The organism is Leptolyngbya sp. NIES-2104 (genome assembly GCF_001485215.1).
Lineage (GTDB): Bacteria > Cyanobacteriota > Cyanobacteriia > Leptolyngbyales > Leptolyngbyaceae > Leptolyngbya.
This window is the reverse complement of record NZ_BBWW01000001.1, coordinates 5,371,705-5,396,134: the sequence shown is the minus strand read 5'-3', so window position 1 is coordinate 5,396,134 and position 24,430 is coordinate 5,371,705. Positions and strand designations below refer to the sequence as shown.

Sequence of the window (24,430 nt, the reverse complement as noted above, 5' to 3'; positions counted from 1 at the left end):
TATTCTCAGAATTCGTAGATGTTTGATTTCTCTGAGTTGCCTTTAGTGTTGGCGGGTCCAATCTTGCGACGAACTGAACCAGAATCAGTGACGGTTTGGGTTGCACTTCAGCAAGCTTGTACGGTTAATCTGCGAATCTACAGAAATGAACAAATCGATCGCCCTGTCATGGAAGGAACACGATCGACAATTGCGATCGGAGAATTTCTTCATGTCGTTGCAGTGACCGCTCGATCAACTGAGAGCGTTTTAGACAACGATCAAATCTATGCTTACGATCTACAGTTCACGACGGCTGAACGAACTTACGAATTTGAAGCCGCGTTAACTTCAAAACGCTTTCCAGAAATTAGACTCAGCTATTTTGATCACCAGAAACCGACCTTTGTACTACCTCCCGATCGCATTGAGGATCTCAAGTTCGTTCAGGGTTCCTGTCGCAAACCTCACGGACATGGAATCGATGCCTTGCCGATTTTGGATCAATTGTTAGAAACGACAGCCGCTTCATTACGCGATCGACCGCAACAATTGTTTCTCACAGGTGATCAAATCTACGGGGATGATGTTGCTGATCTCTTTCTCAAGCTGGCAAGTTCGCTAGGAGATACGCTGCTCGGATGGCAGGAAAAATTACCGATCGGTCAACGCGACAACATTGATTACTGTGTTCCCTCAGAGTTTCAACCGGGACAAAGAGCGGATGTTGCCACAAAAGAAGCAGGATTCACCGCAGGCTTACGACACAAGCGCACCAAGGTCACGAACCATCTCTTTAGCTTGGGAGAATACTATGCGACCTATCTTTTAGTCTGGTCTCCGGTCGCTTGGGCGGCATCGAATCTAAAGATTGAACTCCATCCGAACATTCATCAATTTGCTCATACCCTCTGGAAAGTTCGACGAGCGATGGCGAACATTCCCACCTATATGATTTTTGATGATCATGAGGTGAGCGATGATTGGAACTTAAATCGAGCTTGGTGTTTCCGAGTGTATGGGCGACCCTTGGGGCGCAGAGTCGTACAAAATGCAATGCTCGCTTATGCAATGTTCCAAGGTTGGGGAAATACACCAGAGCAATTTGAAGCGGGACAAGCTGGAGAACGATTGTTAAACGCGGCTCAAACTTGGTCACAGTCGAAAGGAACTGATCAGGATGCCTATCAAGCGATCGCGAATTACACTGGAATGCCGCCCGAAGAGCCGGAAACTGGACTCCCTCAATTGGTGCGCGATGAGGATGTAATGATTCTCGATCGACATTCAGAAACGCTTACTTGGTACTACAGTATTCCAAGTCCTTGTCATCGGATTGCTGTGTTAGATACTCGAACGTGGCGCGGCTATCCGATGGGGACACAAGCAGAGCAGTATGGAGTCTCAAAGGCGGTCGCACCCCCGATGTTACTTTGTCCAAGTGCATTAAAACAGCAGCTCTCTTTGCTCCAAGCTTGTACACCGGAGCAATTCCCCATTTTGATTACGCCGACTAATCTCTTTGGCTTGAAAATCATTGATCGCATTCATCATTGGCAGTTACGCCAGAAAAAAGTTTTCTCAACGGATGTCGGTGATGCCTGGAATATTGATACATCAGCACTAGCAACAGTGTTGACGATGTTGTTTGAAGCGCATTCCGCGATCGTAGTTCTCTCTGGTGACATTCACTACAGTTCCACGATTCGACTGTCTCATCAAAAGCTAGACCAGCTCGAACCACCCGATACACTCGTTCAACTCACCTGTAGCGCAATCAAAAATGAGGAACTTCTGACGCGGATTCTGCACACTCGCTTAAAAGATTGGTTGCTACCGGAACCCGATCGTCATTGGCTCGGTTGGAATCGTCCCGCTAGAATGATTGAAACCTCAAAAAATCGATTTGTGAAGCCGCCGGACTGGAAATGCACTTTAGGATGGTTACGACGCAGAGCCGTTCGGAGATATAGCCCGAATCTCGATCGCTCTTGGGTGGTGATTGAGCAAGACCGATCGTGGTTGAAGTTTTGGAAATGGAAATGGTTTCAAGACGGGCGGGAGATCATTGGCGTGAATAACATTGCGCTAGTAAGCTTTGAAGCTTCAGAAAATTCATTGAGGATTTTTCATAGCTTGTACTGGTTTTCGCGCTGGAAACCGCTGCAAATTGTTCAGAGCCGCTATGATTGTGATCTCGATCGACAAACCCGGTAAAAGAGACGACCCAGCGGATCGCCTCTACCCGGATTGCTATTTTCCTAACACCGAAGTCATCGCCCGACCGATGTTCTGAGGTTGCATTGCATCGATCGCGGCTGTCGGTTCATAGCCACAATGCACCATACAATCTGCACAGTTTGGATTGCCGCTCTTCCGTCCGTACTGACTCCAATCGGTATTATCCAATAGCTCTTGGAACGTCTTGTAATGTCCTTCGTTCAGGAGGTAACAAGGTTTTTGCCAGCCTAGAACACTGTAGCTTGGACTGCCCCAAGGTGTGCACTCATAGTCTTTCTCACCAATGAGAAAATCGAGAAACAGCGGATTGTGGCTAAAATTCCACTTCTTACCCATCTTCATCGGTGCTAGGATTTGGCGGAACAGGGCGTGAGTTTGTTCGCGCTTGAGAAAATGATCCTGATCCGGTGCCCAATCATAGGAATAACCGGGAGAAATTTGCATTCCATCCACACCCAGTTCGTTCAAGAAATCGAAGAACTCGTGCATCTCTTTAGGATTAGCACCTTCAAAGATGGTGGTGTTCGTGTTGACCTGGAAACCTCTGGCTTTTGCGGCTTTGATCGCTTTGACCGCCGTATCGAACACGCCTTTACGATCGACACATTGATCATGCCAGTCGCGCATTCCATCTAAATGCACCATGAAGGTGAAATAGGGCGAGGGTTTGAACTTATCGAGGCTCTTTTCGAGCAGCAATCCGTTCGTGCAGAGATAGATGAATTTTTTACGATCGATCAATCCCTGAACAATTTCGCTAATCTGTGGATGCAGCAGCGGTTCGCCTCCCGGAATCGATACGACTGGCGCACCACACTCTTCAGCCGCTGCAAAACATTGTTCTGGAGTGAGATTTTGTTTCAGCACTTCGACGGGATGCTGAATTTTGCCACAGCCAGAACAGGCTAGATTGCATCGAAACAGCGGTTCTAGCATCAAGACCAGAGGAAATCGCTTTCGCCCCATCAGGCGCTGTTTGACTAAATAAGAGCCAATCCCAATCACTTGCTGTAAGGGAACACCCATTCCTATCTCCTCACTATCGGTTGAACGGATAAATTTTCTTGAAACCAGTTTACGGCATCTTCCAAAGCGGTGCGAATTGGCGTTTGAGGCAGTCCCAACTCACGAATCGCTTTCTCCGGATTGTAGTACATTGGTTGTTTTGACATTCTCACCCCATCGATTGGGATTGACGGCGCTTTACCAAATTTTGTAAGAATCGCTTCGTCAATCCATGCCACACTCAGCGGCAACCACAGAGGAACCGATCGAGCAGGCGCACTTAATCCAGTGATCTGACTCAGTTCATCTAAAAGTTGTTTCAAGCTGAGATTTTCATTGCCGAGAATATAGCGTTCTCCGGTCTTGCCTTTCTCAAGGGCGAGTAAATGTCCCGCAGCGACATCGCGAACGTGCACAAAGTTCAAACCCGTTTCCACATAAGACGGCATTCGACGCTGCAAAAATCGTAGGACAATATCTCCGGTCGGTGTCGGTTTGATGTCGTACGCGCCGATCGGTGTACTCGGATTAACAATCACCACATCTTGACCGAATTGGGCTGCAACAATGGCTTCTTGTTCTGCCCAGTACTTCGATTTTTTATAGTGTCCGATGAGCTTTTCGACTGGAGACTGATACTGTTCTGTTGTCGGTTGACCCCTGGGATCAATGCCGATCGCTGCAACCGAACTGGTATAAATCGATCGCTCAATTCCCGCTTTTCTTGCCGCTGTGAGCACATTTCGAGTACCGAGAACATTGCTTTGGTAAAGCAGATCTCGATCGCGCTGCCACAAAGAGTAATGTGCTGCGACGTGGAATAGTACTTGGCATCCTTGCATGGATTGGGCTAATTGTTCATCGATCAAATCGCCTCTAACAATTTCAACATTCAATCCTTGTAAGTTTTCTAATCGACTGTCAGGACGCACCAAGCAGCGCACCTCAAACCCTTTTTCGAGCAACGATCGAACAAGATTTGCTCCTACGAAACCTGTCCCACCTGTAACAAATGCTTTCATCGCGTTAAATCACTCTTACTAACGACGCTTTCCAGGCTTCAGATCATCGAGCAATGTATAAACCACAGGCACCACAAATAAGCTGAGTAAAGTTGAGGTAATTAATCCACCTGCGATCGCGACTGCCATCGGGGATCGTAGTTCTGATCCGGCTCCTAAACCAATTGCGATCGGAACCATTCCCAGAATCGTTGCAGCAGTCGTCATCATGATCGGTCGGAGCCGAATCGGTCCGGCTTGGAGAATGGCTGCATTACGATCGTAGCCTTCGCGTCTGAGTTGATTGATGTAATCGACAATCAAAATCGCGTTTTTATTCGTCAATCCCAACAGAAACACAAAACCAATCAGCGAAATCATGCCGAAATCACTCTGAGTAATTAACAACGCCAACATTGCACCCACGAGCGCGAGAGGCAAAGAGAGAGCAACCACGATCGGGTCAATCAAACTACGAAACAACCAGACCAGAACAATCACAATACAGAGCGCTGATAGTCCTAATGTTTTACCAAAGCTCCCAAAGATTTCCTGACTGCTGGCAGAATCGCCACCTAAACTCAGTGTGACTCCAACTGGCAGAATCGGTTTTGATTCTTCGACCAATCGATTGGTTGCATCGCCTAAAGAAAGGTCTTTACCTAAGTTGGCACTGACATAAACGACTCGCTGCCCGTTTCGTCGATCGATTTGTTGAAGTCCATTGCGATTGCTACTTCCACTTAGAGTCACATCTACAATTCCGGGAATCGTTTGTAAGCGATTTTTCAAATCAGTTCCCGCTTTCTCTAACGTTGTTAAATCATCGCCTTTAATCCCTGCCTGAAGCGGCTTTTGGCTCCCTGCTTCGACAAAGGGAATATCTTCAACGCTGGTAGAGACTCCTGAAATTTGGGGCAAAGTCGATCGCAGTTGATCCTGTACGGTTGCAGTCGGAGTAGAGCGATCGTCTTTTAATCTGACATAGAGCAAACCTTTATTCGGTTCTCCTTCACGCGATCCCACGGTTGTAAATATGGTTTGGACATCCGGAGACTTTCGGACTGCATCTTCAAGCTGTTTCGCGACATTGAGCGAATCTTGCAGCGGATTGATCTGCGGAACTTGTCCACCGGAAGCCACAATGCGGGCGATTTCTTCTTGGGGTGGAATCTGTGGCAGGGGAGCCGTATAGCGAACATTAAATTCACCTCGATCGAGCTTCGGAATAAAGCCTTGAGGAATCATCGGAATGATTGCAATTCCCGCTGCAAAACTCGCGATCGCAATTCCCACAACAATCAGCCGATGCCGCAATGACCAGCGCAACAATCGATAATACACATCGCTAAACCGTGACCAAATCCCATTCGTATGATTCTGGTTTTGTCCCGGACGTTTCCGCAACATATAGATTGATAGAACAGGCGATAATGTTCTCGCGACTAAGAGCGACATAATCATCGCAGCCGAAACAGTAATTCCAAATGGTTTGAAGAATTGACCGATCACACCGCCCATTAAGCCGATCGGTAAAAAGACTGCAACGGCTGTAAACGTTGCTGCGGTGACAGTTAATCCGATCTCATTCGTGGCATGAAGCGCGGCTTCTCTTGGGGTGGCTCCATCTTCGATGTGTCGGCTAATGTTTTCGACATCCACGATCGCATCATCCACGACGCTGCCAATCACGAGCGCTAACGCCAACAATGTGATTGTTTCTAAGTTGAATCCGAAGAACGCCATCACAATAAACGTTCCAAGTAAGGAAATCGGAATTGCTAAGGCAGAAATTAACGTCGCTCTCCAACTCCGCAGAAATGGGAAAATCACAATGATTGATAACACGATCGCTTCGATCAACGCCTCGATCGTAGAATGCGTTGCCCGTCGAATAAATTCCGCTTGCGTTGCTGCAAGTGTAATCGTGACATTAGAAAGATTCTGTCTTAGCGTTGCGATTTCTTTCTCAGCCGCATCAACGACTTCGAGCGTATTCGCATTCCCGCGCTTGATCACTTGAACGGAGAGCGCATCTTTTCCATTAAATCGCGTCAGTGTTGCACCTTGTTCATTTCCACCCGCTCCCAACACGTTCACTTTCAGAACACCCGGAATTTTCGTCAACTGTGGAACGATTTGATTGTTAGTGACATTTACTAAGTCTTGGAGATTGCGCGAAGTGCTTTCGATCGCATAACTCACCGCTGCGGATTCGTTTAAATTCAGTGCAGTCACCGTGTATTTTGAATCTTTCGGCAGTGTGACCGATTTCATTGCCGCTTCAACTCTTTGACCGGATTCCTCCAGACTTGTACCGACCGCAAACGAGAGACTGACCGCAGTTTGATTCGGAAACGTTGAAGAGCGAAGATCATTCAAGCCTTCGATCGATTTCAAAGCTTGCTCGATCGGTGCTGTGACTTGTTTTTCTGTTTCAGTCGTCACCGTTAAGGGCGCTTGTGCATTCACCACGACAACCGGAAACGTAATGTCAGGAAACAGCGCGTATTTTAGAGAACTGAATGCGAACAGACCCGCAACGGTAATAAAAATCCAAATGCAAATGGTGAGGGCAGGTTTCGCGATCGCAATTCGTGAAATATTAAAGCGTTCTCGCGAAGTCGGTGGAGTGGGTAAATCCATAGAAATCAAACCTAAAAGTAAACTAGCGACAAGAATTTGAGATGATCGAAAGTGTCTCCGTTTTACCGCGAGATTTTGTTGTAAAACTTTATTTTTTTGATGGTTTCCGTCATTCTCGTTCCTCAAGGTGCAGAATATCAAGCGGTCTCTCAAGGGGTTCGCGCTCAGAAAAATCCACCAGAAGTGATAGCCATTCCAGCAGGGGCAGCCGCTATAAGAGATCTCGATCGCTGTTCTGAAGCATCGGATGTTTTGGTGATGGGTCTATGTGGCAGTTTATCGCCTCAGTTTGAAATCGGCACGATCGCGCTTTATCACGCCTGTGTCAATTTGTCTGGACAGGTGCAGGAATGCGATCGCGCTTTAACAAATCGACTACAAAATCAGTTTCAGGTTTCTCCAGTGCTGGGATTAATGAGCGATCGCGTGATTTGTTCGGTGACTGAGAAACGCAGTTTGGGCGAATTCTACAAAGCAGCTGTGGTCGATATGGAGGGATTCGCGATTTTGGAACAGCGATCGGTGGCAATGCTTCGAGTCGTCAGCGATGATCTGAGCGGCGATTTACCGGATCTCAGCACCGTGATTAATTCAGATGGCAAAATTCAGGCGATTCCGATGGCGATCGCCATGATGAAAAGACCGATCGCGGCAAGCCGATTAATTCGAGGATCGCTGTCTGGATTACGAAAATTACGTGAATTGGCTTCGGAGCTTTCACGATGATTCTGATTTTATCGAGCTTACTAGCGTTCTATTTAGCCTGGAATTTAGGCGCAAATGATGTCGCGAATTCGATGGGAACTTCAGTTGGCTCGAAAGCGGTCACGCTAAAACAAGCCCTAATTATTGCCGGAATTCTAGAGTTTACTGGAGCCGTTTTGTTTGGTCGTAACGTCTCCGAGACGCTGATTACAGGGATTCTCGATCCGGCTCAATTCACGCCGCAGATGTTAATTATTGGCATGATTTCAGTGCTCGTTGCAGCGGGAATCTGGCTGAATGTGGCGACTTTGTTTGGATTTCCGGTTTCGTCATCTCATGCGACTGTGGGCGCGATCGCGGGAGTGGGTTCGCTGGCGTTTGGACTCGATGCGGTGAATTGGAATGCGATCGAACTTATTTCAATCACTTGGATTGTTACGCCATTCGTGAGCGGTCTAATTGCAGCGATGTTTTATAGCACAATTAAGCGTTTCATTTTGGATCAACCGAATGCGATCGCACGTTTACAGCAATGGATTCCTTGGATTAGTGCAGTTCTGATTGGAATCTTTGGTGTCATTGTTTTTCCAACGATCGCAGAATCAATTCAAAGCGCGATTCATCTATCGATTCAAAATATTTCTCTGATTCTAGGTGTCGTTGCAATCAGTACTTTATCGATTTCAGCGTTTCAAAATTTACAAACGGTAGAATCTACGATCGCTAAATTTCAGGTTGTGAGTGCGTGTTTTGTTGCGTTTGCTCATGGCTCGAATGATGTGGGGAATGCGATCGCTCCATTTGCTGCGATCGTCTCTGTTTTGCGATCGGGAACAGTTCAAGATTTTGAAATTCCGATTTGGATATTGGTTTTAGGTGGGACGGGAATTGTGGCAGGATTGGCGGTTTTGGGTGGAAAGGTGATTTCTACGATCGGGGAAGGGATTATCTCATTGCAACCCAGCGGCGGACTGTGTGCAGAATTGGCAACTGCTACGACGATCTTGATTGCATCTCGATATGGGTTGCCTGTTTCGACTTCTCACGCGCTGGTGGGCGGCGTTGTTGGTGTGGGATTGGTGCAGGGATTGAAATCGGTTCGGATGGAAACGATTCGAGCAATTGTGTTGACGTGGTTAGTGACGATTCCGATATCGGCGATTTTCAGCGGAATTGTGTTTTTGATTTTGCGATCGATTTTCATTCAATGAACTACCGCCGTTGTAGCACTCCCGATCGCCGCAATTCCCCTAAATCCTTTGTCCCGGTACAAAACAAAACCGTTGTAATTTCCGCCTTCAAAATATCCACTAACAAATGCAGCGCTTCCTCGGATTCGTTCGCCGCCTGCAAAAACGGCAACGCCAACCCTGCTAAATCTGCACCGAGCGCGATCGTTTTCGCGACATCTAATCCGTTTCGCAATCCACCCGACGCAATCAGCGGAATCGTTGCCGACAAATGCCGAATCTGCGTAATGCAATCCGCTGTCGGAATTCCCCAATCTGCAAACGTCAAACCTAATCGACGCTGTTTCGGATCTTGAGCGCGACCACTTTCGACTTTTGCCCAGGAAGTGCCGCCCGCGCCCGCCACATCGATCGCGCTAATCCCCGCCGCAATCAATTTCTCCGCCATCGGTTTCGAGATGCCATTTCCCACTTCTTTCGCAATCACCGGAACAGGCAACTTGTCACACAGAACCGCGATCTTATCGAGCAATCCTCGAAAATCCGTATCTCCGCGAGTTTGTACGGCTTCCTGCAACGGATTAAGATGCAAAATTAACGCATCCGCTTCGAGCAAATCCACCGCTTTCAAGCATTGCTCAATTCCGTAGGTGTAATTAAGTTGAACGGCTCCCAAATTTGCAAACAATAAAGCATCGGGCGCGATCGCTCTTAACCGAAATGAATCCGAAACCTCCGGATTCTCGATCGCGACTCGCTGCGAGCCGACTCCCATCGCTAACTGATATTCTTGTGCGATCGCAGCGAGTCGATAGTTAATCGTTTTCGCTAACTCTGTCCCGCCCGTCATCGAAGAAATCAGAATTGGTGCGCTCAGTAGCTTATTCAGAAAAGTGGTTTGAATGTTAATTTCTGCTCGATCGAGTTCCGGTAAACAGCAATGCGTAAAGTAATAATTTTCGAGTCCCGTTGTCGTCTCTCGACATTGCACATCGTCTTCCAGACACACTCTCAGATGATCGGCTTTACGATTCTGAGTTTCCATTGCTCCACTCATAAAAGTATTTCGATTCCCGTTTTCCTATCCTTTCACAAGTTCGACCCCATCCCGCCCGTCGGTTTCTTGGAGATACACCTTGATCATCTCCTCTTTAGCGGTCGGAAGCTGTTTTCCAATATAGTCTGGATGAATCGGCACTTCACGATGTCCTCGATCGATTAACACTGCCAATCGAATCACTTCCGGTCGCCCATAATCATTCACCGCATCCAACGCCGCTCGAATCGTTCGCCCTTTATAAATGACATCATCGATCAAGACCACCGTTTTTCCAGTTAGATCAAATGAGATCTCTGTTTTAGCAGGAGTTCGAACCCCGATCGTATCTAAATCGTCGCGGTAAAACGTAATGTCGATCGCACCCAACGGAATCACAACATTTTCCAAAACCTGAATCTGATCGCAAATCGTCTTCGCCAATGGAACGCCTCTCGTGTAGATTCCGAGCAAAACTAATTTTGATAAATCTCCCGATCGCTCGACAATTTGCGAAGCCAGTCGATTGACCGTTCGACGGACTTCCTCAGCAGATAAGATCTCAATTCGTTCTTGCGGCATCGTGCGATCGTCCAAACAGATACACCCTGTAGCGTACAAGGAAAATTGGTCCACCTGCGTCAATTTTGTATTTATCCAGATCTCCGGGTTGATCACGTTCCCCACTCACTACAAGGTATTACTAACCGTAAAAGAAAATTAAAAAAGGTTGCGAAAATTGGAAGAAATCAACTTGCACCAAAAGTTAACGCTAGGTTTAGAGAACTGCTTAAATCGTTTTACGTTGAGAAACCATGAATAATATGCAACGGTATCGCTTAACTTGTACGCTTTCATTCGGCGATATTTATGGTCAGATCATCGTCTGGCTCATCGTGATTTTTATCTCGCTTGCCGCTGCAATGGCAATGATGGGTGCAAGTCGTCCCGTCTACGCACTCGCAACAGTTGGATTGATCCTGGTCTTATCGCTTCCTTTCCTGCTCTTCGCCTTCGTCACCACGCTGTTAAATCACATCGAAATCACCGAAGTCGATTCAGCCAAAGAATCTCGATCGATGCCCAGCCCAGCAGTTCCGCGTCAAACTGCTCAAGCCTAATCAGAAAAATCAAGAGTGGGGAGTAAGGGGTAGGGAGTCAAGTAAAGCCCCACTCCCCACCCTCTTTTCCCTGCTCCTTTTTCACAACTTTGCGCTATCGTTGAATCTGCTAACTCCGTCTTAGCTAATCCACTCTGCGAAAACTTGTGAGGTAATCCTGTGAGCGACATCCGGAAGAATCGTTGGCTGCTAAATATTGTCCTGATCGTGGCAACTGTCGGCTTACTCGGTGTCACGATGCTTCCACTGATTACCTCAGCCTTCACCAATCCCCAAGCGAACAAACCGAGTCCGAGTCCCTCTGAAGCTGCGACTCCTCAGAAGGCAGATGTTGAAGCCCGCGCTAGAGGGTACGAAGAAGTCCTCAAACGCGAACCCGAAAACCCTACCGCACTTCGGGGACTGCTCGAAGCAAGATTACAGCTTGGTGATGTAAAAGGAGTGATCGACCCGCTAGAGAAATTAGCCAAACTGAACCCAAATCAGACCGAATACGGCGTTCTACTCGCGCAAGCAAAACAGCAGTTGAACGATCCCGAAGGAGCAGCACAGGCTTATCGATCGATTCTTCAATCCAAGCCGGGTGATGTGAGTGCATTGGCTGGATTATCTGACTTATTAATCAAACAGCAGCGACCGGAAGCCGCGATCGGACTTCTACAAGACACGATTAAGCAAGCCCCAACCGCGAACAAATCGCAACCGAATAGCGTCGATGTCACCGCTGTACAAGTTCTATTAGGTAAAGTCTTCGCGTCTCAGAAACGATACGACGACGCATTAGTCGCGTTCGATGATGCCGCGAACTCGAATGCGAATGACTTCCAGCCCGTTCTTTACAAAGCGCTGGTTCTTAAAGAGCAAGGCAAGAAAGATGAAGCGAAACCGCTCTTTGATAAGGCGATTTCTCTGGCTCCCGCTCAATTTAAGGATCAAATTACTCGCTTAAGCACTGATCAACCTGCGGCACAAGGTGGAACGACTAGCCCCACAACTCCGCCCGCTGGAGTGACTCCCACGAGTCCTGCTCCAAGTTCACAGGCATCTCCCGCACCTGTTCAAAAAAATTAATTTTTCCAATTGATATTCAGACAACCAGGAATCAGCAGAATAAATTCTGTGTTCCTGGTTTTTTCGTGTCCGATTTACACCGCTTCATCTGACCGATAAACGCGATCACACCTACATCACACATGAATTCAACAGGAATCGCCGTCTTCCCATCGCGAAAATGGACGGCACCAAATGGTATTTCCTATCACAAAACACGATCGATCGCGCCTCCTCCCCAATTTAATTCACGACAAAATTCATCAAACTTCTTCACTCCGCAATTTGTCTAGACTTTTTCCGTCATTTGTCTGACCTAACTTGCGACCTCAGACAGATTAAACCCCAGAAAAATAAAGAACCGATGACAAAACATAAGTTTTCACCCACCTTTCGATAGATGTTCGGATGTAATTAGAATATCTAATGCTTCATCTTGCCCTTTTGATCATTAAGAAATTGTATATAAGCAGCAATACGCAAATTTTCCCCTAAAGTGATGTTCCGCCTTCCTCACTCTCCGATTTACTTCATGCCTAAAGTCGTTCTTGTTCATCCTCAAATTCCTCCCAATACCGGAAATATCGCCCGGACTTGCGCCGCGACTCAGACCGAACTCCATCTGGTCGCACCCCTCGGCTTTGAAATCAGCGATCGCTACCTCAAACGTGCAGGTCTCGACTACTGGGAATTCGTCCCGCTCAAAATCCACGACTCGATCGACGATTTTCGCACCTACTCCGAATCCCAAGGCGGGCGCTGGATCGGCTTCAGCGCCAAAGCCACACAAAATTTCACCCAGATCGAATATCAAGACTCCGACTGGCTCTTATTCGGCAGCGAAACCAACGGACTCCCAGAAGACGTGATGCAAATCTGCCCCGTCCTTGCGTACATTCCTATCCATCAGCCCAAAGTGCGAGGCTACAACCTTTCCGTCAGTGCCGCACTTGGACTATTTGAAGCCCGTCGCCAACTCGGATATCTCAGCTAGATATCTATATATAGATACGTGAAAATCAACGCGCGATCGACTGCAAAATTCCGCCATTCAACGCGCGATCGCACTTTTCGATTGAGCAAGAAAATGCAAATCCATCCTGAAAAATTAGTGATTTGGAACACGAAATCGCGATTTTTAGATAAGAAATCCATATCGAAAATTTCATCCTTCGCGCCCGTAATTCTGCGGTTTTTCTATCAATTCAATTTAATCGATCGACCCTTTATTCAGGGGTTCAACTCTTTGCTAGTCAGGACTCTCAGCAATCCCTATAAAAGCGCTAAGAAAAATAAATCAAATTCGCCTGCATGAAATTACGGTTGAGCGATGATATGGTTTACATTAACTTCTTGTCATCAAATACGGACAAGAAACGACTTGACTAAAATCTCGAATTTGTTCTAAAAGATTTCAGTCGGATCAATTCACAAAGGATTACCCAGTCCCACTCGTTGAGTCGCACATGAGCACACCGAATCGCTTTCTAAGTCCCTCGATCGTTCAGAATTTTCAAAACTCTGTTCGCCCTTGTGACGATTGCCATTCAGCCACTCAAAGCCATCTTCACGAGTTGACAGTCGCTCAGACAATCTGCTATCGATTCTTTCGAGTAGAGCCACTGAGCAAAATTTCCCAAAAACCGGAAAGTAGGGTAGTCTTGCTTGGGGATCACCGCTGACTCTAGTTAGATTGTCTGATAAAAACTTAATCGAGTGACTGGCACCAAGTTTCGGACTCGATGACAGTTAAATGCTGCACACTTTAGGAGGTCGTTTTTTTGAAACGAGCAGTTCCGCAAGACCCAAATTCTGTTCCTTATAGCGTACTCGAATCCGAGAGTGCGGAGGAGCACCCCCGGCAGTTTACTCCAGAGGCAAACCGAACCGTTCGCACCTCTGCTGCCATGCTTGGACTCGCATTTTCAGTCGGTGCCTATGGTTTAGCCGCTCCTCAGCAAGCGGAAGCCGCCACCCCCGCTGAACCCGCGACATCCGACCTGACACCGAACACGGCTACTCCAGCAGATGCGCTCAAGGTTTCCGAACCTACTGCAACCGTCCCAACCGTCAGCCATACGGTGCAAGAAGGTCAAACCCTTTGGAAAATCGCAGAGCTTTACGGCATCGATGCCGCAAAGTTGGCGAATTTGAACAGCTTGCAGACCACTGCCGTTCTCTCGGTTGGACAAGTCCTGCAAGTGCCCGCGACCAATCAAGCCAAAATCGCTGGAACGACGATTCAATCCCTGCCTGATCTCAAAGCGGTTCCCGTGATTCCGCCGCAAGTCAGCAAGGCAGAGAGTGCTCCTTCGGTGGCCGTTAAGCGGAAACAATCCGCGATCGAAGGATTGAGACAGAATCGCGATCGATTGAAGCAAAGCTTGGCGGAGTTGAAGTCTGAGGAGTCTGCAAAATCCCAATCGACCCCCATGCAGGTCGCAACCCTGCCGCAGTCGAATGCGTCAAACCTGATGACGTATCGCGTGAATCCGGGTGAAACCCTTTCCTCGATCGCTCAAGCACACGGCATTTCAGCACGCCAACTCGCTCAACTGAACCAGTTGAGTAACCCGAACTTGGTGCAAGCGAACCAGTTCATCAAGGTGCCACAAAAAATCGCTCAAGCGCTTCCTCAACCTGCGCCCCCTTCTGAATCTCAAGCCCCAGTCGCGGCTGATATTCAAGTGCCAACGGTTCCAAGCCTTGCTTCGACTCAAAATCCAGTCACTCCGAATGTTCCCCTAGCAGTAGGTGGCGATGCCCGTCAGTTTGCTTTCAGTCCATCTCGGAACCGCTCTGCTGCACCGCAACCTGTCGAGGTTCGTCGCAGCGATGATCAGTACGTAAACACCCTGTTATCGGAAATATCGCGCCTGCGGGAACGGTATCAGTCTTCTCGATCGACCTTGCGTGAGGCTCCGAAAGTTTCGGCTGCTGAAACTCCTTCGCGTCGCGTCAATCCGCAGTTTAGACCGAGTACTCCCGCTGCGACATTGCGGACTGAGAGCCGAACTGTACCCACTGCTGCGGGTCAAACTCGACTAGAGCGGATGCTGGCAGATGCACCGAAGCCAAAAACTCAAGTTGTTGCAGCGGCTCCAGCGGGTTCTGAATCGTATGCACCGATTCTACGTTCTCCAGTCGGCAAAACCGTCTCACCGAATCTGCCCTCACTGGGTCGTCCTGACTCTTACATGCCAAACCGGCGCTTCAACGGCTACGTCTGGCCCGCGAAGGGTGTTCTGACTTCCCCCTATGGCTGGCGCTGGGGACGGATGCACAAAGGTATCGACATTGCGGCTCCAGTCGGAACTCCGATCGTTGCTGCGGCTCCGGGTAAAGTGGTCACCGCAGGCTGGAACGATGGCGGTTACGGTAACCTCGTCGAAGTTGAACATGCGGACGGAAGTGTGACGCTCTATGCTCACAACAACCGCGTCTTGGTTCGAGTCGGTCAGCAGGTTCGCCAAGGTCAGCAAATTGCGGAGATGGGTAGCACTGGATTTAGTACTGGACCGCACTCTCACTTCGAGGTGCATTTACCGGGTCGCGGTGCTGTGAATCCGATGGCAATGTTGCCTCAGTCTCGCAGCTAGTGTTCTGAGATTTGACATGGAGAAGGTAATTTATCTTCTCCATTCTTTTTTATGCGATCGCTTTATTCGTGCATTTGATTGTGGTATCATCAAATGCGTACGGCTCAGTAGCTCAGTGGTTAGAGCAGGGGACTCATAAGCCCAAGGTCGCAAGTTCAAATCTCGCCTGAGCCATCGGTTTTAGCGATTTGTAAGGGGTAAATTCTATCGAGAATTTACCCCTTATTTTGATCAGAATTCTGGTAAATCAAGATCTGGTTTCTTCGCGGCATAGTGGCGATAGATCACGTCTGGTGAGTTACCAACAAGTGCAGCAACGTCTTTAACTTCGATTCCCGCTTCAAGTGCCAGTGTAATGAACGTATGGCGACAGTGTTTCAACGGTAGGTATTCGCGTATCTCGGATTCATCGACTAATTCTTCTAGGACGGGTCGCCAAGTGCGGTTTAAAACGTTGTGTGAATCGATCGCTGATCCACCAGGTGAGAGAAAGACGAATGAATCAACTCGATCGAGTCTCTGTAAGAGGTGGATTAGTCTTCGATTACACTTGAACTCTCTAATTTTGTGAGTTTTGATGCTTCCGAGAATGCGAGTGTCAGCAGGGAGTGCTTCGCAGAATTTGACGCGATCGCAATTCTTAGACACATTCCGCCAGTGGAGCGCGTTCGCTTCCTCTAATCGGCAGCCGGTCCAGAACAGAAATTGAAAGTACGGCAAATAGAACGAGTGCTTCCATTTGCCGTAACGACTGGCAAAGCGATTTTCCTCAACTGCTGTAAGAATGCGATCGCGTTCTATGGCGGTGAATGCCCGTCGATCGTGATTGTTCGCTTTCTTGCGAAAGTCTTTATCTAGACCGTCATAGGGATTCACCTTCAAGTAGCGCGATCGTACTGCCCAACCACAGCAAGCGGAAAATTTTTGCAGCATTCTCCTTACGGTTTCAGTCGAATACCGTCGCATAAGCCAATCGCGCACCGCGATTTCATCGCTCAATGGCGGCATGAGCGCGACTCGTTTGGAAATTTTGCCGTAGTCGCGCTTTAGGGTGGACGGTTCAAGCTGGTGAGACTGAAACTCGGTGTATGCAAGCCAAATCTGAAGCAGTTCGTAGGAGTCGATGCTATGCCGTCGCATAGCCCCCTATACCCGTCGCAGATCTGCCAGCGGGACAGTTTGGCTCACCACCCATTTTTTGTTTTTGACGATCGCCCGGTCATTCTGCATTTCTAAGATTTCTAAATGACGGTTGCCACAAAGCATACTCATCGGTTTATCCGGACCGATATAGACCGCTCGATCACCCACTTTTAGGGGTGTCAATACAGGGTCTAACCTGTGTGACAGTTGATCACCTTGTCCTAACAGGCGATCTGGGCTGTTAGGACATACATCGCTTACGGGATCTGGCTTACAGCTTTGTCCTAACAGAGGGGGAGTATTAGAAAAAAAGTGATCATTTTGGGAAAAAGTGATCACCTTTCTCTCATGAGGAAAATTCTCTTGCGTCTCTGATTGATCACTTTTGGGGGAATTGATCACTTTTAAAGGCAGATCATTCTCTAATATTTTTTTGTTAGGACAAGCTGTATCGCTTGTGTCATCTGGGTTCTGGTGTCCTAACAGCATATTGAGTTGTTGGGACAAAGTGGCGCTACGCTGGTAGTGTGCCAGTTGACGACCCTTCCCGCCGATTTTTTCGACCATATCTTCGCGTTGGAGACGGTGCAAAATAGTACAAACAGACCCCGCGTTAAAGTTAAGTTCAGTGGCGATTTCTTGAATCGTTGCAATTCCTACTAAGTTCAAATGATCTAGAATTTGCTGCTTCATATCTCCATCGACTCGCGGGTTCCAATTGCCCAATAATTTCCATTCGAGCGTGTCAGGTTGAATGCGAACGTTTAGATCCATGAGATCGCACCAACCGTTTTCGCTGATGAGCCGATAGCAGTTCTCACCCGGCAACATCACCATTGCCCCCCGGCAAGTCGATCGAATTGATGAATTACCGCGCAGTAGCTTAAAGGGGTCATCATCTTTTTCGAGCGTCGCCTCAGAGAGATGGTGAGTGAGTAGAACGCAGGTGCCGGTATCGCGTGCGAGCTGCTGGAGCGGTTCTAAAATCCGTCCCATCTCAGAACTGCTTTCTTTCGCGTTGTCGTTTCTCACCCGGCTTAAGGTGTCGAGTACAAGCAGGCGGACATCTCCGATTTCTTCGATCAACTCTCGTAAGTCACTCAACTCTGAGAGTTTGAATTCGTTGAACCAGTAGACGGGCAGGTCATAGCCCCACTGCTCCCAACCTTGAGCCGTTTGACGGTATTTCACTTTCGTTTCACCGTCCTCGCAGTTCACATAAATCACTGACCCTTGAGTAACGGGACGATCGAGAAAGGTTCCACCCGTAGCGATCGCTTTTGCCAGCGTCAGACAAAACAATGATTTTCCGGTTCGTGGGGGAGTTCCGAGAATGAAGAGTTCGTTTGGGGTGAGCAGGTCTGGAACAAGCCAGTCGATATAATCTGCCGCCCGCGCAATCAGATCGATATTTTTGATCATCCGCGCTCGTAGCGGGTTTTCTCGCTTCTTCGGTTCATCGGGTTGTAGCGCGAGTGATTCGGCAGCCGCTTGTTTGAAGTCATCTAGCGAGTAGCCCGCCTCGATCGCGTTCGAGACATCCCAACCTTTGACGCTGCAATCGTCGAGCATGGGGACAGATGCGATTTTGGCGCGGGTTCCGAGTGCTTTAGCGATTTTTCTTGCCCCAATTTCACCGGGGCGATCGCCGTTCTTCAGTGGCGCGTCATTGCGATCGTAAAAGATGATCACCTCACCCGGCAGTAGGTCGAGTTGATCTTGACCGGGCACATTTCCCGCCCCGCTGGTGAATGTGGCGCAGGCAATTTCTAAGTCTGCATTTCTCAACAGATCACCGAGTCGAATCGCATCCCATTCCCCCTCACAGAGATACGTTTGAGTCGCATTCGCGGGTAGCCAGGTGAAATAAACGCTGTTAGGAATGCCGTACTGTGACCACGGCTTATAGTTTTCCGGTTGATTCGATTCGTCGATCCAGGGCGCGACTCGTTTCTTCTGGTAGAACTGGGTGCCGTCAGCATTCGCGGGAATCGGAATCGTGATTGCGGGCAAGTGCTGTTGATTGTTGACTTTGGCGCGGGTGATGCCGATCTGATGACGCTGGATCAGTCCGTCGGTGATGCCTCGATCGTGTAGCCACTGTTTCGCGGGTCCGTCAGATGCCATCAGTCGATCGTGCGCTTCTTTGATGCGGTGCGGTGGCAGAGTGATGTTTGTGGCGGGTTTTGCGATCGCGGTTGGCACTTGACGCGGTTTTTCCGCTCCTAATGCCGATCTGATTTCTCCAGAGGTGCAACCGCGATGACATTTGTAAGCGCCATTCGGTGCAACGGATAGATTGCGCTTGGTGTAGCTCTCACCTTTGGCAGATTGGCAAGCGGGGCAGATGGCGCGATTCTGAGAGTCGAATTCGATAAAATTGCGAATGTCGAATTGGACGGGGGTGTTATGGCTTGCTACCATTTGAAGTGTCTCCAACAAGTTACGTAATTTTTCGCGTGAAAAGTCCTAGCAAAATGGTGTTTGCTAGGCGCGTGGGATCAATATCAAGCAAAAGCCTGACGGTGTAGGGGTCAATCTCGCCGTCAGGCTTTTGTCTTACCAGGTGTGCGACTGTTTGAATTTAAGCGATTCAAGTGCGGCAATTCTGCCTTCGATCTTGGTTCCGGTTCGTTGCCAGTCGATCGAGTCGGATTCTGCGATCGCATTTCCGAGATGGATATGCAATCGGGCAATATCGTGATTGGCTTGAATGAGTTGCTGAGTTAGAACGCTGATTTGGTTTTCAAGCCGTCTGATGTGATTCTTATCTAAATCGTTCATGAGTAAGTCCGGAGGGATTGAGCCAGGGCGATCGACAGTGCCAGCCGTCCATCTGGAGTGAGCTGCTCTGCCAAGAGATAGAAGTTTCGGGGAACGCATGAAAACATGACTGAGCAGTGAAACATCACCTGCGCTTCACTGAGCGATTCCGCAAAAGTAGTAAGACCCATTACGGCAAGGGCTTCTCGTTTCTGAATGATCGTGAGTTTCTCGAAGTGATCGCCAAATTCAAGCGCGATCGTACTCAGGATTTCGTCTCTACGGTCGGATTGATAGTAGCAAAGCGGTTTTAACGTATGGCTTGACATCGTGTATCCTCTGTGTAGATAGATGATGAATTGATAAGAAACAGTTGATTGATAAGCGCGATCGCGTTCCTGGTGAGGGGGCGATCGCGCTTTCTTTTGGACTTTTTGCCGTTCGCATGAGCAACGGCAGTAGAGGTAATCGGGTAAATCACCTGATTTGTTGGATTATTGGGTAGCGACACGGGGAAGGACGGCAAATCTCACCCCGCGCCGCATCGTACACCCAAAAACCTGTCTTTAAGACTTGTCTTTGGGACTAGTCCTGATGATAAGATGATAGAAGCAAACTTGCAATCCGAGGAAGGCGGATCACCCTTGAAAGCACTACGTGAAAGGCTTGGGAATATCTCCCAGGAAGAACTTGCTAGGCGTTTAGGCGCTTCCGTCGTTTCAATCAGTAGATGGGAGCGCGGAGCCAAACCTATGTCTCTGACAGTTCCGCAAATGCGTTCTCTTGTTCGAGAGTTGCAGAGTGTTGATTGGGATATCGCGGATTTTCTAGACCGAGCAAGCGCACACGAAACCTAACAAACAAAAACGCTGAGGCGTAGCCAGCAACTACACATCAGCGTCACAGTAAGAACCGTTCGTTTTTAGGAGGAGAACAAGTACCAATTAAGCCTTAGTTGCAGGGGAGACGCGCTCCCCTTGCACTCCGTCCACCTTGCAAGTAACACGGAGCAATCCAATTATGTACGTAATCTCGAAAATTGATTGATGAAACGGGCGATCGTGCTTTCTCCATCGGGAAGCGCGATCGCCCTTGTTGTTTTTTCTACCTACCATCATGGCAAATCTGACCAAACACAAACCGATCCCCTGGCAAAGTCCCAACGTTGAAGACTTCCCGGTCCATCGTCACAACGGCATCGACTATCGAATCGTGCCCGAAAGTGCGATCGCCAAATTGATGAGCCAAAAAGACGGCTTATTCTGGCTACTCATGGGCGCGACGATGACCGCGATCGCCGCCGTGACCCAAGTTGTGGTCACATCGATGTCACCACCAGCTGCCACCGCTAACCAGCCCGTAATCATCGAAAAGCCCGTCATCGTCACCCAAGAAAAAGTGGTTCCGACGAACTGCTTTGCATTCTGCAATCGCTAACCTCTAAATCCCTCAAAGCAGGGGATTTCAACTTACAGACATTAGGAGAAATTCAAAATGAGACTTGGAACATCCAGCGGCAACTCTGCCAAAATCAACCGCATCATGACCAAGAACGACGTGATGAACGTCGCCAGTGGCGCACCCACTCCCTGGAACCCCGGCGACGCTTCCGAAATCCGCACCGAGAAAGTTGTCACCAATCACAAAAACTTTACCCAAGAAGAAGCGGATAAATTGCGGGTCAGTGCAGCGACTCGTCAGCGACAGGCGAAAGTCAACCGTCAGGCATACAAATCGCTACGGTCGATCGAGCAATCGGACGCATCCGACCAAGCATCATTCCGTGGTTATCAGACCACCGTTGCCCGCACGACTGCCACCAAAAAGAAAGTGGATGTCAACAAAGCCAACACGCTCTACAACCTCACCCCGCAATACGCCAAGATGGGCTACTCGCTGAGTGCGGCACATCATGAAGCAGAGGTGAGAGTGAGCGAATATCAAGCGCTCTATTCCGAAGTTAGCAAGCGCTGGTAATTTCGTCGGGGTCAACACAGCGGTAAGGAGCGTTAATCACTGCCCCATGTGGGTAAATCCTTGGCTAGTAGAAGAAATCGCTCACCCCTCAAACTGGTAAACCCACTGGAGGTAACTGAATATGTTCAAACTGGCTAGACTGGCGACTCTCATCGGGTTAGGTCTAGCCATTAGTTCTTTTATCGGACTAATGGCGCGTCACCTTCCCCCACTCACGATCGGCTTATGGGTACTGCTGCTCCTCGTATTCGTTCTGACTTTGATGGCGTACTTTGCCGGTCCACTCCTCGATCAGCATTTTGGCTGGACTGAAGACACCACGCTTGGAATGTCGATCGCGCTATTTCTCACTCTGATGATTGGAGGGTTAATCGGATGGCTCACTACCTGAAATGGATGCCACAATCCCACTACGGGCAACAATGGGCGCTCACCTTTGGCGCGGGTTGCCTCACCTGGTTTTGTCTAGTCTGCTTTGCGCGACTCCTTCCGCCCGCAGTGCAATTCCTCACCTTTCTAGTGCCGATTCTCTGCTTCATTCACGCGCTTCACATTCTCCCCAAGTGGCAGAAAGAAGGACGGCGAAAAGACCTCACAGAATCCCTGATTGAGCGAGAACTCTCACACAGCATGATGAATCAGCATCACCGCAACATCGCAGTGATGGACTTAGACCACAATCAGCAAATGCAGGAACTCGGAAACCTCTATCCCGAACAAACCGAAGAATGGGGCACTACCCCTCATGCTGAGCTGGCACCGCCAGAGCAAGCAACCTATCTCTTAAAAGTGAAACAGGATGTCATGCAAGCTTGCGGCGATATTGGCTGGCTATGCCTCGAATATCTCAGCGCGAAAGGCACACAGCAAGCCGATAAAGACGGATGGATTAGTATCGAGAAAATCCGCTCAAACTGGGGGAGAAACTACGGCTTAAACACCGACAATTTGCGTGAATTGTTAGTAGCATTAACCGGGATTCAACTCGGAGAATGGCGCGATTCTTCTATGCGCGAATGGCGACTTCTCCTAACACTTTGAATCACGCGGATCGGTAAATCGGTGAATCGGTGCGGTGTTCGGTGTCCTTAGCGGTGTAACACACCGATGGCTACACCGGAACTTACACCGATCCAACACCGGAACGACACCGATTTTACACCGATGAAAAAACCCCGCACACAAACTGCCGGGGTTTATAATTTTTGAAACAATGAAAATCACTCTAATTATGTCAGAACAAAATGAACCGGAAACTATTTCTACCTTGTCCGCTGCACTGACTCAATTTATCGACTACACAGGACAAACTTTACGCGCTCATGATGTCCAGATGCGATCGCAGCAAGAACAAATCAACTCACTCTTCGAAGGGCAGCGCACTCTGACTCAAAACATGCAGGACTTGATCGCTCTTCAGCGCGACGTAGTCACGCGAATCGATACAACGATTATGCGAATTGACGAAATGCAATCTGAGATTCGCGGACTGCAAACCGAGAATCGCCGCATGATTGAAGAATTCATCGATCGACGTGAGCCACCCGAAGAAACCGATCCTTGAAGTACTGCATCACACCGCAAGACTACACTTTTTTGGAGAAAAGAATGATTAATGTTTATCCAACCTTCGAGCCTTGGGAGAATTACAGCTATGAGCAACTAGCCTCGATCGTAAAAGGGTGGCAATTTATTGTGAATCAATCTGGTTGGCGACCGTGGCATGAATACGGGCAAAAATGTATCGCTGAAATTGAGGCTGAAATAGAAAAGCGATCCTGTGAAGATATTCCGTTTGAGTAATTGAAGTACTGCGTCGATCCGCAGAACCTCACTCATCAAAGCCCATTTTCTCGTTCGATCGTCTCATTGGGACTCACGAGAAAATGGGCTTTCTCAATCATCACTAAACGGTGATTTAGTCCGGTTTTAGTCCCGCGGGTTTCGTCTCAAGTTGAGATTATCGATAACCGCGATCGCGCTCTAAATCACAGATGACTTTCTCCCAGATCCACTGCTCAGGTCGATCGGGATTGCGCGAGCGCGTATGGATGAGCAATCGATCGATCATTTTCACATCACCATGAGCCAGCCGGTAAAGCTCGTATTGCGTTTTAGATGACACCTTGGCAAAATCTTGCCGTCTTCTTGCCGCTTCCCGCCCGATAGCATCAAAGTTAATTTCTGATTGATGCTGAGATGAAGGAGGTCTAGAGATTGTGGGAGGTTGCGATCGCTGTAACGGTTGGGGTGAGGGAGTCGCTTCTTTTGGTGGTTTCGGTGTTGACTGAGGGTATGAAGTCTGTGAGGTGTGGCTTGAGTTTGGCGCTGAATTGATAAATTTTGGTTTCGTCGGTTGGGGTCGAGTCTGTCCAGTGACCGCATCGAAAAATCGTTGATATCGAGGATTCCGCTTTTGTTTTGTAGGTTTCGGTGTGGAGCTGCGATGAGTCTGATAAGTCGGTGCTGGTTTGTGTGTAAAGCGAATCAACCTCTGTCGATCGAACCAAAGGTAAAGCACCCAGAGCAAAAAACACGCGAGTAGGGTTGAAAGCATCGGGAAGAATCAAATAGCGTCATGCCCTTTTCTGACTCTAGAAAGGGCTTTTTTGCTGTGATTTCGGTCATTCGTGGGAATTACTAGCGTGTAAATCGTGAGAGAAAATTTCATGAGCGCAGTCAATATTCAGACTCAGATCCCGAACTCGATCACCACGCTTGAACAATTAGCCGCCTGGGTGGTTCTGTGCCTCTGTCGAGTCAATCCGACCGATTCCGTTTTAGAAAGCGATACGATTCGTGAGCTGATTGCTCAAAACGGCATTTTTCGCGCCGCTGATGGAACGGATCGATTGTTTCTGCGCCTCTCATTGGAGTTAGATCCAGAGTTTAAAACCGATTCGCGCAAGTTGTGGATGAGCGTGAAAGAAATCTCTCAGGCGCAGATTCCCGTTGCATACACCACGAACTAAGT

General features: G+C 48.5%; 26 protein-coding genes and 1 tRNA gene. 16 read left to right on the top strand and 11 right to left on the bottom strand.

Annotated elements, in window-relative coordinates; genetic code table 11:
• The first annotated feature begins 18 nt into the window (after window positions 1-18).
• Entirely contained in the window at window positions 19-2,196 is a 2,178-nt protein-coding gene (locus tag NIES2104_RS25935) for a hypothetical protein (RefSeq protein WP_059001250.1), read from the top strand.
• Between the two features lie 36 nt (window positions 2,197-2,232).
• Here NIES2104_RS25935 and hpnH read toward each other — a convergent pair whose 3' ends face one another.
• The 3 genes from hpnH to NIES2104_RS25920 are packed head-to-tail and all read right to left on the bottom strand — an operon-like array spanning window position 2,233 to window position 6,872.
• Window positions 2,233-3,246 carry an adenosyl-hopene transferase HpnH gene (gene hpnH, locus NIES2104_RS25930; RefSeq protein ID WP_059001249.1) on the bottom strand — a complete coding sequence of 338 codons (1,014 nt, stop codon included), beginning with the start codon at window positions 3,244-3,246 and terminating at the stop codon, window positions 2,233-2,235.
• 2 nt (window positions 3,247-3,248) lie between these two features.
• Window positions 3,249-4,247 carry a hopanoid-associated sugar epimerase gene (hpnA, locus tag NIES2104_RS25925; RefSeq protein WP_059001248.1) on the bottom strand — a complete coding sequence of 333 codons (999 nt, stop codon included), beginning with the start codon at window positions 4,245-4,247 and terminating at the stop codon, window positions 3,249-3,251.
• Window positions 4,248-4,265: 18 nt separating this feature from the next.
• Window positions 4,266-6,872, bottom strand: coding sequence for an efflux RND transporter permease subunit (locus tag NIES2104_RS25920; RefSeq protein ID WP_059001247.1), 2,607 nt, complete (start codon window positions 6,870-6,872; stop codon window positions 4,266-4,268).
• A gap of 99 nt (window positions 6,873-6,971) precedes the next feature.
• Between NIES2104_RS25920 and NIES2104_RS25915 the strand changes: the two genes are divergently transcribed.
• Together NIES2104_RS25915 and NIES2104_RS25910 are read left to right on the top strand one after the other, a co-directional pair.
• Entirely contained in the window at window positions 6,972-7,598 is a 627-nt protein-coding gene (locus NIES2104_RS25915) for a hypothetical protein (protein ID WP_059001246.1), read from the top strand.
• Window positions 7,595-8,788: an inorganic phosphate transporter gene (locus tag NIES2104_RS25910; RefSeq protein ID WP_059001245.1), complete on the top strand. Its 1,194-nt coding sequence runs from the start codon at window positions 7,595-7,597 to the stop codon at window positions 8,786-8,788. Before NIES2104_RS25915 ends, NIES2104_RS25910 begins: the two co-directional genes overlap by 4 nt.
• Before the next feature lies 1 nt (window position 8,789).
• Here NIES2104_RS25910 and fni read toward each other — a convergent pair whose 3' ends face one another.
• Together fni and pyrR are read right to left on the bottom strand one after the other, a co-directional pair.
• The gene (gene fni / locus NIES2104_RS25905) at window positions 8,790-9,812 is read right to left on the bottom strand and encodes a type 2 isopentenyl-diphosphate Delta-isomerase (protein WP_225895287.1); all 1,023 of its coding nucleotides are present in this window, start codon (window positions 9,810-9,812) and stop codon (window positions 8,790-8,792) included.
• A gap of 36 nt (window positions 9,813-9,848) precedes the next feature.
• On the bottom strand, window positions 9,849-10,385 hold the full coding sequence (gene pyrR, locus NIES2104_RS25900; protein ID WP_059001243.1) for a bifunctional pyr operon transcriptional regulator/uracil phosphoribosyltransferase PyrR: 537 nt from the start codon (window positions 10,383-10,385) through the stop codon (window positions 9,849-9,851).
• A gap of 233 nt (window positions 10,386-10,618) precedes the next feature.
• Here pyrR and NIES2104_RS25895 point away from each other — a divergent pair, with 233 nt between their 5' ends.
• The 3 genes from NIES2104_RS25895 (at window position 10,619) to NIES2104_RS25885 (ending at window position 12,968) form a co-directional block, all read left to right on the top strand.
• Entirely contained in the window at window positions 10,619-10,924 is a 306-nt protein-coding gene (locus NIES2104_RS25895) for a hypothetical protein (protein ID WP_059001242.1), read from the top strand.
• A 159-nt stretch (window positions 10,925-11,083) separates the two neighbouring features.
• Window positions 11,084-11,995 carry a lipopolysaccharide assembly protein LapB gene (locus NIES2104_RS25890; RefSeq protein ID WP_059001241.1) on the top strand — a complete coding sequence of 304 codons (912 nt, stop codon included), beginning with the start codon at window positions 11,084-11,086 and terminating at the stop codon, window positions 11,993-11,995.
• Between the two features lie 511 nt (window positions 11,996-12,506).
• Complete coding sequence (locus NIES2104_RS25885) at window positions 12,507-12,968, top strand: tRNA (cytidine(34)-2'-O)-methyltransferase (RefSeq protein ID WP_059001240.1); 462 nt, start codon at window positions 12,507-12,509, stop codon at window positions 12,966-12,968.
• A 434-nt stretch (window positions 12,969-13,402) separates the two neighbouring features.
• On the opposite strand, the gene NIES2104_RS32500 is transcribed toward NIES2104_RS25885, so the two are convergent.
• On the bottom strand, window positions 13,403-13,567 hold the full coding sequence (locus NIES2104_RS32500; RefSeq protein ID WP_192843631.1) for a hypothetical protein: 165 nt from the start codon (window positions 13,565-13,567) through the stop codon (window positions 13,403-13,405).
• Between the two features lie 188 nt (window positions 13,568-13,755).
• Between NIES2104_RS32500 and NIES2104_RS25875 the strand changes: the two genes are divergently transcribed.
• Together NIES2104_RS25875 and NIES2104_RS25870 are read left to right on the top strand one after the other, a co-directional pair.
• On the top strand, window positions 13,756-15,573 hold the full coding sequence (locus NIES2104_RS25875; protein ID WP_156427055.1) for a peptidoglycan DD-metalloendopeptidase family protein: 1,818 nt from the start codon (window positions 13,756-13,758) through the stop codon (window positions 15,571-15,573).
• 101 nt (window positions 15,574-15,674) lie between these two features.
• Window positions 15,675-15,747: transfer RNA gene (locus NIES2104_RS25870), tRNA-Met, on the top strand.
• A gap of 57 nt (window positions 15,748-15,804) precedes the next feature.
• Here NIES2104_RS25870 and xerC read toward each other — a convergent pair.
• The 4 genes from xerC to NIES2104_RS25850 all read right to left on the bottom strand — a co-directional run bounded on the left by xerC (window position 15,805) and on the right by NIES2104_RS25850 (window position 19,808).
• Complete coding sequence (gene xerC / locus NIES2104_RS25865) at window positions 15,805-16,713, bottom strand: tyrosine recombinase XerC (RefSeq protein ID WP_059001237.1); 909 nt, start codon at window positions 16,711-16,713, stop codon at window positions 15,805-15,807.
• A 6-nt stretch (window positions 16,714-16,719) separates the two neighbouring features.
• Complete coding sequence (locus NIES2104_RS25860) at window positions 16,720-19,140, bottom strand: AAA family ATPase (protein ID WP_059001236.1); 2,421 nt, start codon at window positions 19,138-19,140, stop codon at window positions 16,720-16,722.
• Window positions 19,141-19,275: 135 nt separating this feature from the next.
• On the bottom strand, window positions 19,276-19,500 hold the full coding sequence (locus NIES2104_RS25855; protein WP_059001235.1) for a hypothetical protein: 225 nt from the start codon (window positions 19,498-19,500) through the stop codon (window positions 19,276-19,278).
• Window positions 19,497-19,808 (bottom strand): hypothetical protein, encoded by a 312-nt coding sequence (locus NIES2104_RS25850; RefSeq protein ID WP_059001234.1) that lies wholly within the window; start codon window positions 19,806-19,808, stop codon window positions 19,497-19,499. Before NIES2104_RS25850 ends, NIES2104_RS25855 begins: the two co-directional genes overlap by 4 nt.
• Window positions 19,809-20,081: 273 nt before the next feature.
• Here NIES2104_RS25850 and NIES2104_RS33840 point away from each other — a divergent pair, with 273 nt between their 5' ends.
• From NIES2104_RS33840 to NIES2104_RS25815, 7 genes are all read left to right on the top strand, one after another.
• The gene (locus NIES2104_RS33840) at window positions 20,082-20,336 is read left to right on the top strand and encodes a helix-turn-helix domain-containing protein (protein WP_059002072.1); all 255 of its coding nucleotides are present in this window, start codon (window positions 20,082-20,084) and stop codon (window positions 20,334-20,336) included.
• 259 nt (window positions 20,337-20,595) lie between these two features.
• The gene (locus NIES2104_RS32495; protein ID WP_059001232.1) at window positions 20,596-20,916 is read left to right on the top strand and encodes a hypothetical protein; all 321 of its coding nucleotides are present in this window, start codon (window positions 20,596-20,598) and stop codon (window positions 20,914-20,916) included.
• A 123-nt stretch (window positions 20,917-21,039) separates the two neighbouring features.
• On the top strand, window positions 21,040-21,456 hold the full coding sequence (locus tag NIES2104_RS25835) for a hypothetical protein (RefSeq protein ID WP_225895286.1): 417 nt from the start codon (window positions 21,040-21,042) through the stop codon (window positions 21,454-21,456).
• Window positions 21,457-21,577: 121 nt separating this feature from the next.
• On the top strand, window positions 21,578-21,847 hold the full coding sequence (locus NIES2104_RS25830; RefSeq protein WP_059001228.1) for a hypothetical protein: 270 nt from the start codon (window positions 21,578-21,580) through the stop codon (window positions 21,845-21,847).
• Window positions 21,832-22,497: a hypothetical protein gene (locus tag NIES2104_RS25825; protein ID WP_059001226.1), complete on the top strand. Its 666-nt coding sequence runs from the start codon at window positions 21,832-21,834 to the stop codon at window positions 22,495-22,497. Before NIES2104_RS25830 ends, NIES2104_RS25825 begins: the two co-directional genes overlap by 16 nt.
• Before the next feature lie 190 nt (window positions 22,498-22,687).
• Window positions 22,688-23,020, top strand: coding sequence for a hypothetical protein (locus NIES2104_RS25820; protein WP_059001224.1), 333 nt, complete (start codon window positions 22,688-22,690; stop codon window positions 23,018-23,020).
• 44 nt (window positions 23,021-23,064) lie between these two features.
• On the top strand, window positions 23,065-23,259 hold the full coding sequence (locus NIES2104_RS25815; RefSeq protein WP_156427052.1) for a hypothetical protein: 195 nt from the start codon (window positions 23,065-23,067) through the stop codon (window positions 23,257-23,259).
• A gap of 157 nt (window positions 23,260-23,416) precedes the next feature.
• Here the strand turns inward: NIES2104_RS25815 and NIES2104_RS25810 are convergent, their stop codons facing one another.
• Window positions 23,417-24,013 carry a hypothetical protein gene (locus NIES2104_RS25810; protein ID WP_059001220.1) on the bottom strand — a complete coding sequence of 199 codons (597 nt, stop codon included), beginning with the start codon at window positions 24,011-24,013 and terminating at the stop codon, window positions 23,417-23,419.
• Between the two features lie 112 nt (window positions 24,014-24,125).
• Here NIES2104_RS25810 and NIES2104_RS25805 point away from each other — a divergent pair, with 112 nt between their 5' ends.
• Window positions 24,126-24,428, top strand: coding sequence for a hypothetical protein (locus tag NIES2104_RS25805; RefSeq protein WP_059001218.1), 303 nt, complete (start codon window positions 24,126-24,128; stop codon window positions 24,426-24,428).
• Window positions 24,429-24,430: the final 2 nt, after the last annotated feature.

Excerpts from the sequence above, each read along its gene's own strand:
- NIES2104_RS25895 (WP_059001242.1), top strand. The coding sequence starts at position 10,619 with ATGAATAATATGCAACGGTATCGCTTAACTTGTACGCTTTCATTCGGC.
- NIES2104_RS25860 (WP_059001236.1), bottom strand. The coding sequence starts at position 19,140 with ATGGTAGCAAGCCATAACACCCCCGTCCAATTCGACATTCGCAATTTT.
- NIES2104_RS25825 (WP_059001226.1), top strand. The coding sequence starts at position 21,832 with ATGGCTCACTACCTGAAATGGATGCCACAATCCCACTACGGGCAACAA.
- NIES2104_RS25815 (WP_156427052.1), top strand. The coding sequence starts at position 23,065 with ATGATTAATGTTTATCCAACCTTCGAGCCTTGGGAGAATTACAGCTAT.
- NIES2104_RS25920 (WP_059001247.1), bottom strand. The coding sequence starts at position 6,872 with ATGGATTTACCCACTCCACCGACTTCGCGAGAACGCTTTAATATTTCA.
- NIES2104_RS25810 (WP_059001220.1), bottom strand. The coding sequence starts at position 24,013 with ATGCTTTCAACCCTACTCGCGTGTTTTTTGCTCTGGGTGCTTTACCTT.
- xerC (WP_059001237.1), bottom strand. The coding sequence starts at position 16,713 with ATGCGACGGCATAGCATCGACTCCTACGAACTGCTTCAGATTTGGCTT.
- NIES2104_RS25805 (WP_059001218.1), top strand. The coding sequence starts at position 24,126 with ATGAGCGCAGTCAATATTCAGACTCAGATCCCGAACTCGATCACCACG.
- NIES2104_RS25855 (WP_059001235.1), bottom strand. The coding sequence starts at position 19,500 with ATGAACGATTTAGATAAGAATCACATCAGACGGCTTGAAAACCAAATC.
- NIES2104_RS25935 (WP_059001250.1), top strand. The coding sequence starts at position 19 with ATGTTTGATTTCTCTGAGTTGCCTTTAGTGTTGGCGGGTCCAATCTTG.
- NIES2104_RS25850 (WP_059001234.1), bottom strand. The coding sequence starts at position 19,808 with ATGTCAAGCCATACGTTAAAACCGCTTTGCTACTATCAATCCGACCGT.
- NIES2104_RS25885 (WP_059001240.1), top strand. The coding sequence starts at position 12,507 with ATGCCTAAAGTCGTTCTTGTTCATCCTCAAATTCCTCCCAATACCGGA.
- hpnH (WP_059001249.1), bottom strand. The coding sequence starts at position 3,246 with ATGGGTGTTCCCTTACAGCAAGTGATTGGGATTGGCTCTTATTTAGTC.
- NIES2104_RS32495 (WP_059001232.1), top strand. The coding sequence starts at position 20,596 with ATGGCAAATCTGACCAAACACAAACCGATCCCCTGGCAAAGTCCCAAC.
- fni (WP_225895287.1), bottom strand. The coding sequence starts at position 9,812 with ATGGAAACTCAGAATCGTAAAGCCGATCATCTGAGAGTGTGTCTGGAA.
- hpnA (WP_059001248.1), bottom strand. The coding sequence starts at position 4,247 with ATGAAAGCATTTGTTACAGGTGGGACAGGTTTCGTAGGAGCAAATCTT.
- NIES2104_RS25910 (WP_059001245.1), top strand. The coding sequence starts at position 7,595 with ATGATTCTGATTTTATCGAGCTTACTAGCGTTCTATTTAGCCTGGAAT.
- NIES2104_RS25820 (WP_059001224.1), top strand. The coding sequence starts at position 22,688 with ATGTCAGAACAAAATGAACCGGAAACTATTTCTACCTTGTCCGCTGCA.
- NIES2104_RS25915 (WP_059001246.1), top strand. The coding sequence starts at position 6,972 with ATGGTTTCCGTCATTCTCGTTCCTCAAGGTGCAGAATATCAAGCGGTC.
- pyrR (WP_059001243.1), bottom strand. The coding sequence starts at position 10,385 with ATGCCGCAAGAACGAATTGAGATCTTATCTGCTGAGGAAGTCCGTCGA.
- NIES2104_RS33840 (WP_059002072.1), top strand. The coding sequence starts at position 20,082 with ATGATAGAAGCAAACTTGCAATCCGAGGAAGGCGGATCACCCTTGAAA.
- NIES2104_RS25830 (WP_059001228.1), top strand. The coding sequence starts at position 21,578 with ATGTTCAAACTGGCTAGACTGGCGACTCTCATCGGGTTAGGTCTAGCC.
- NIES2104_RS25835 (WP_225895286.1), top strand. The coding sequence starts at position 21,040 with ATGAACGTCGCCAGTGGCGCACCCACTCCCTGGAACCCCGGCGACGCT.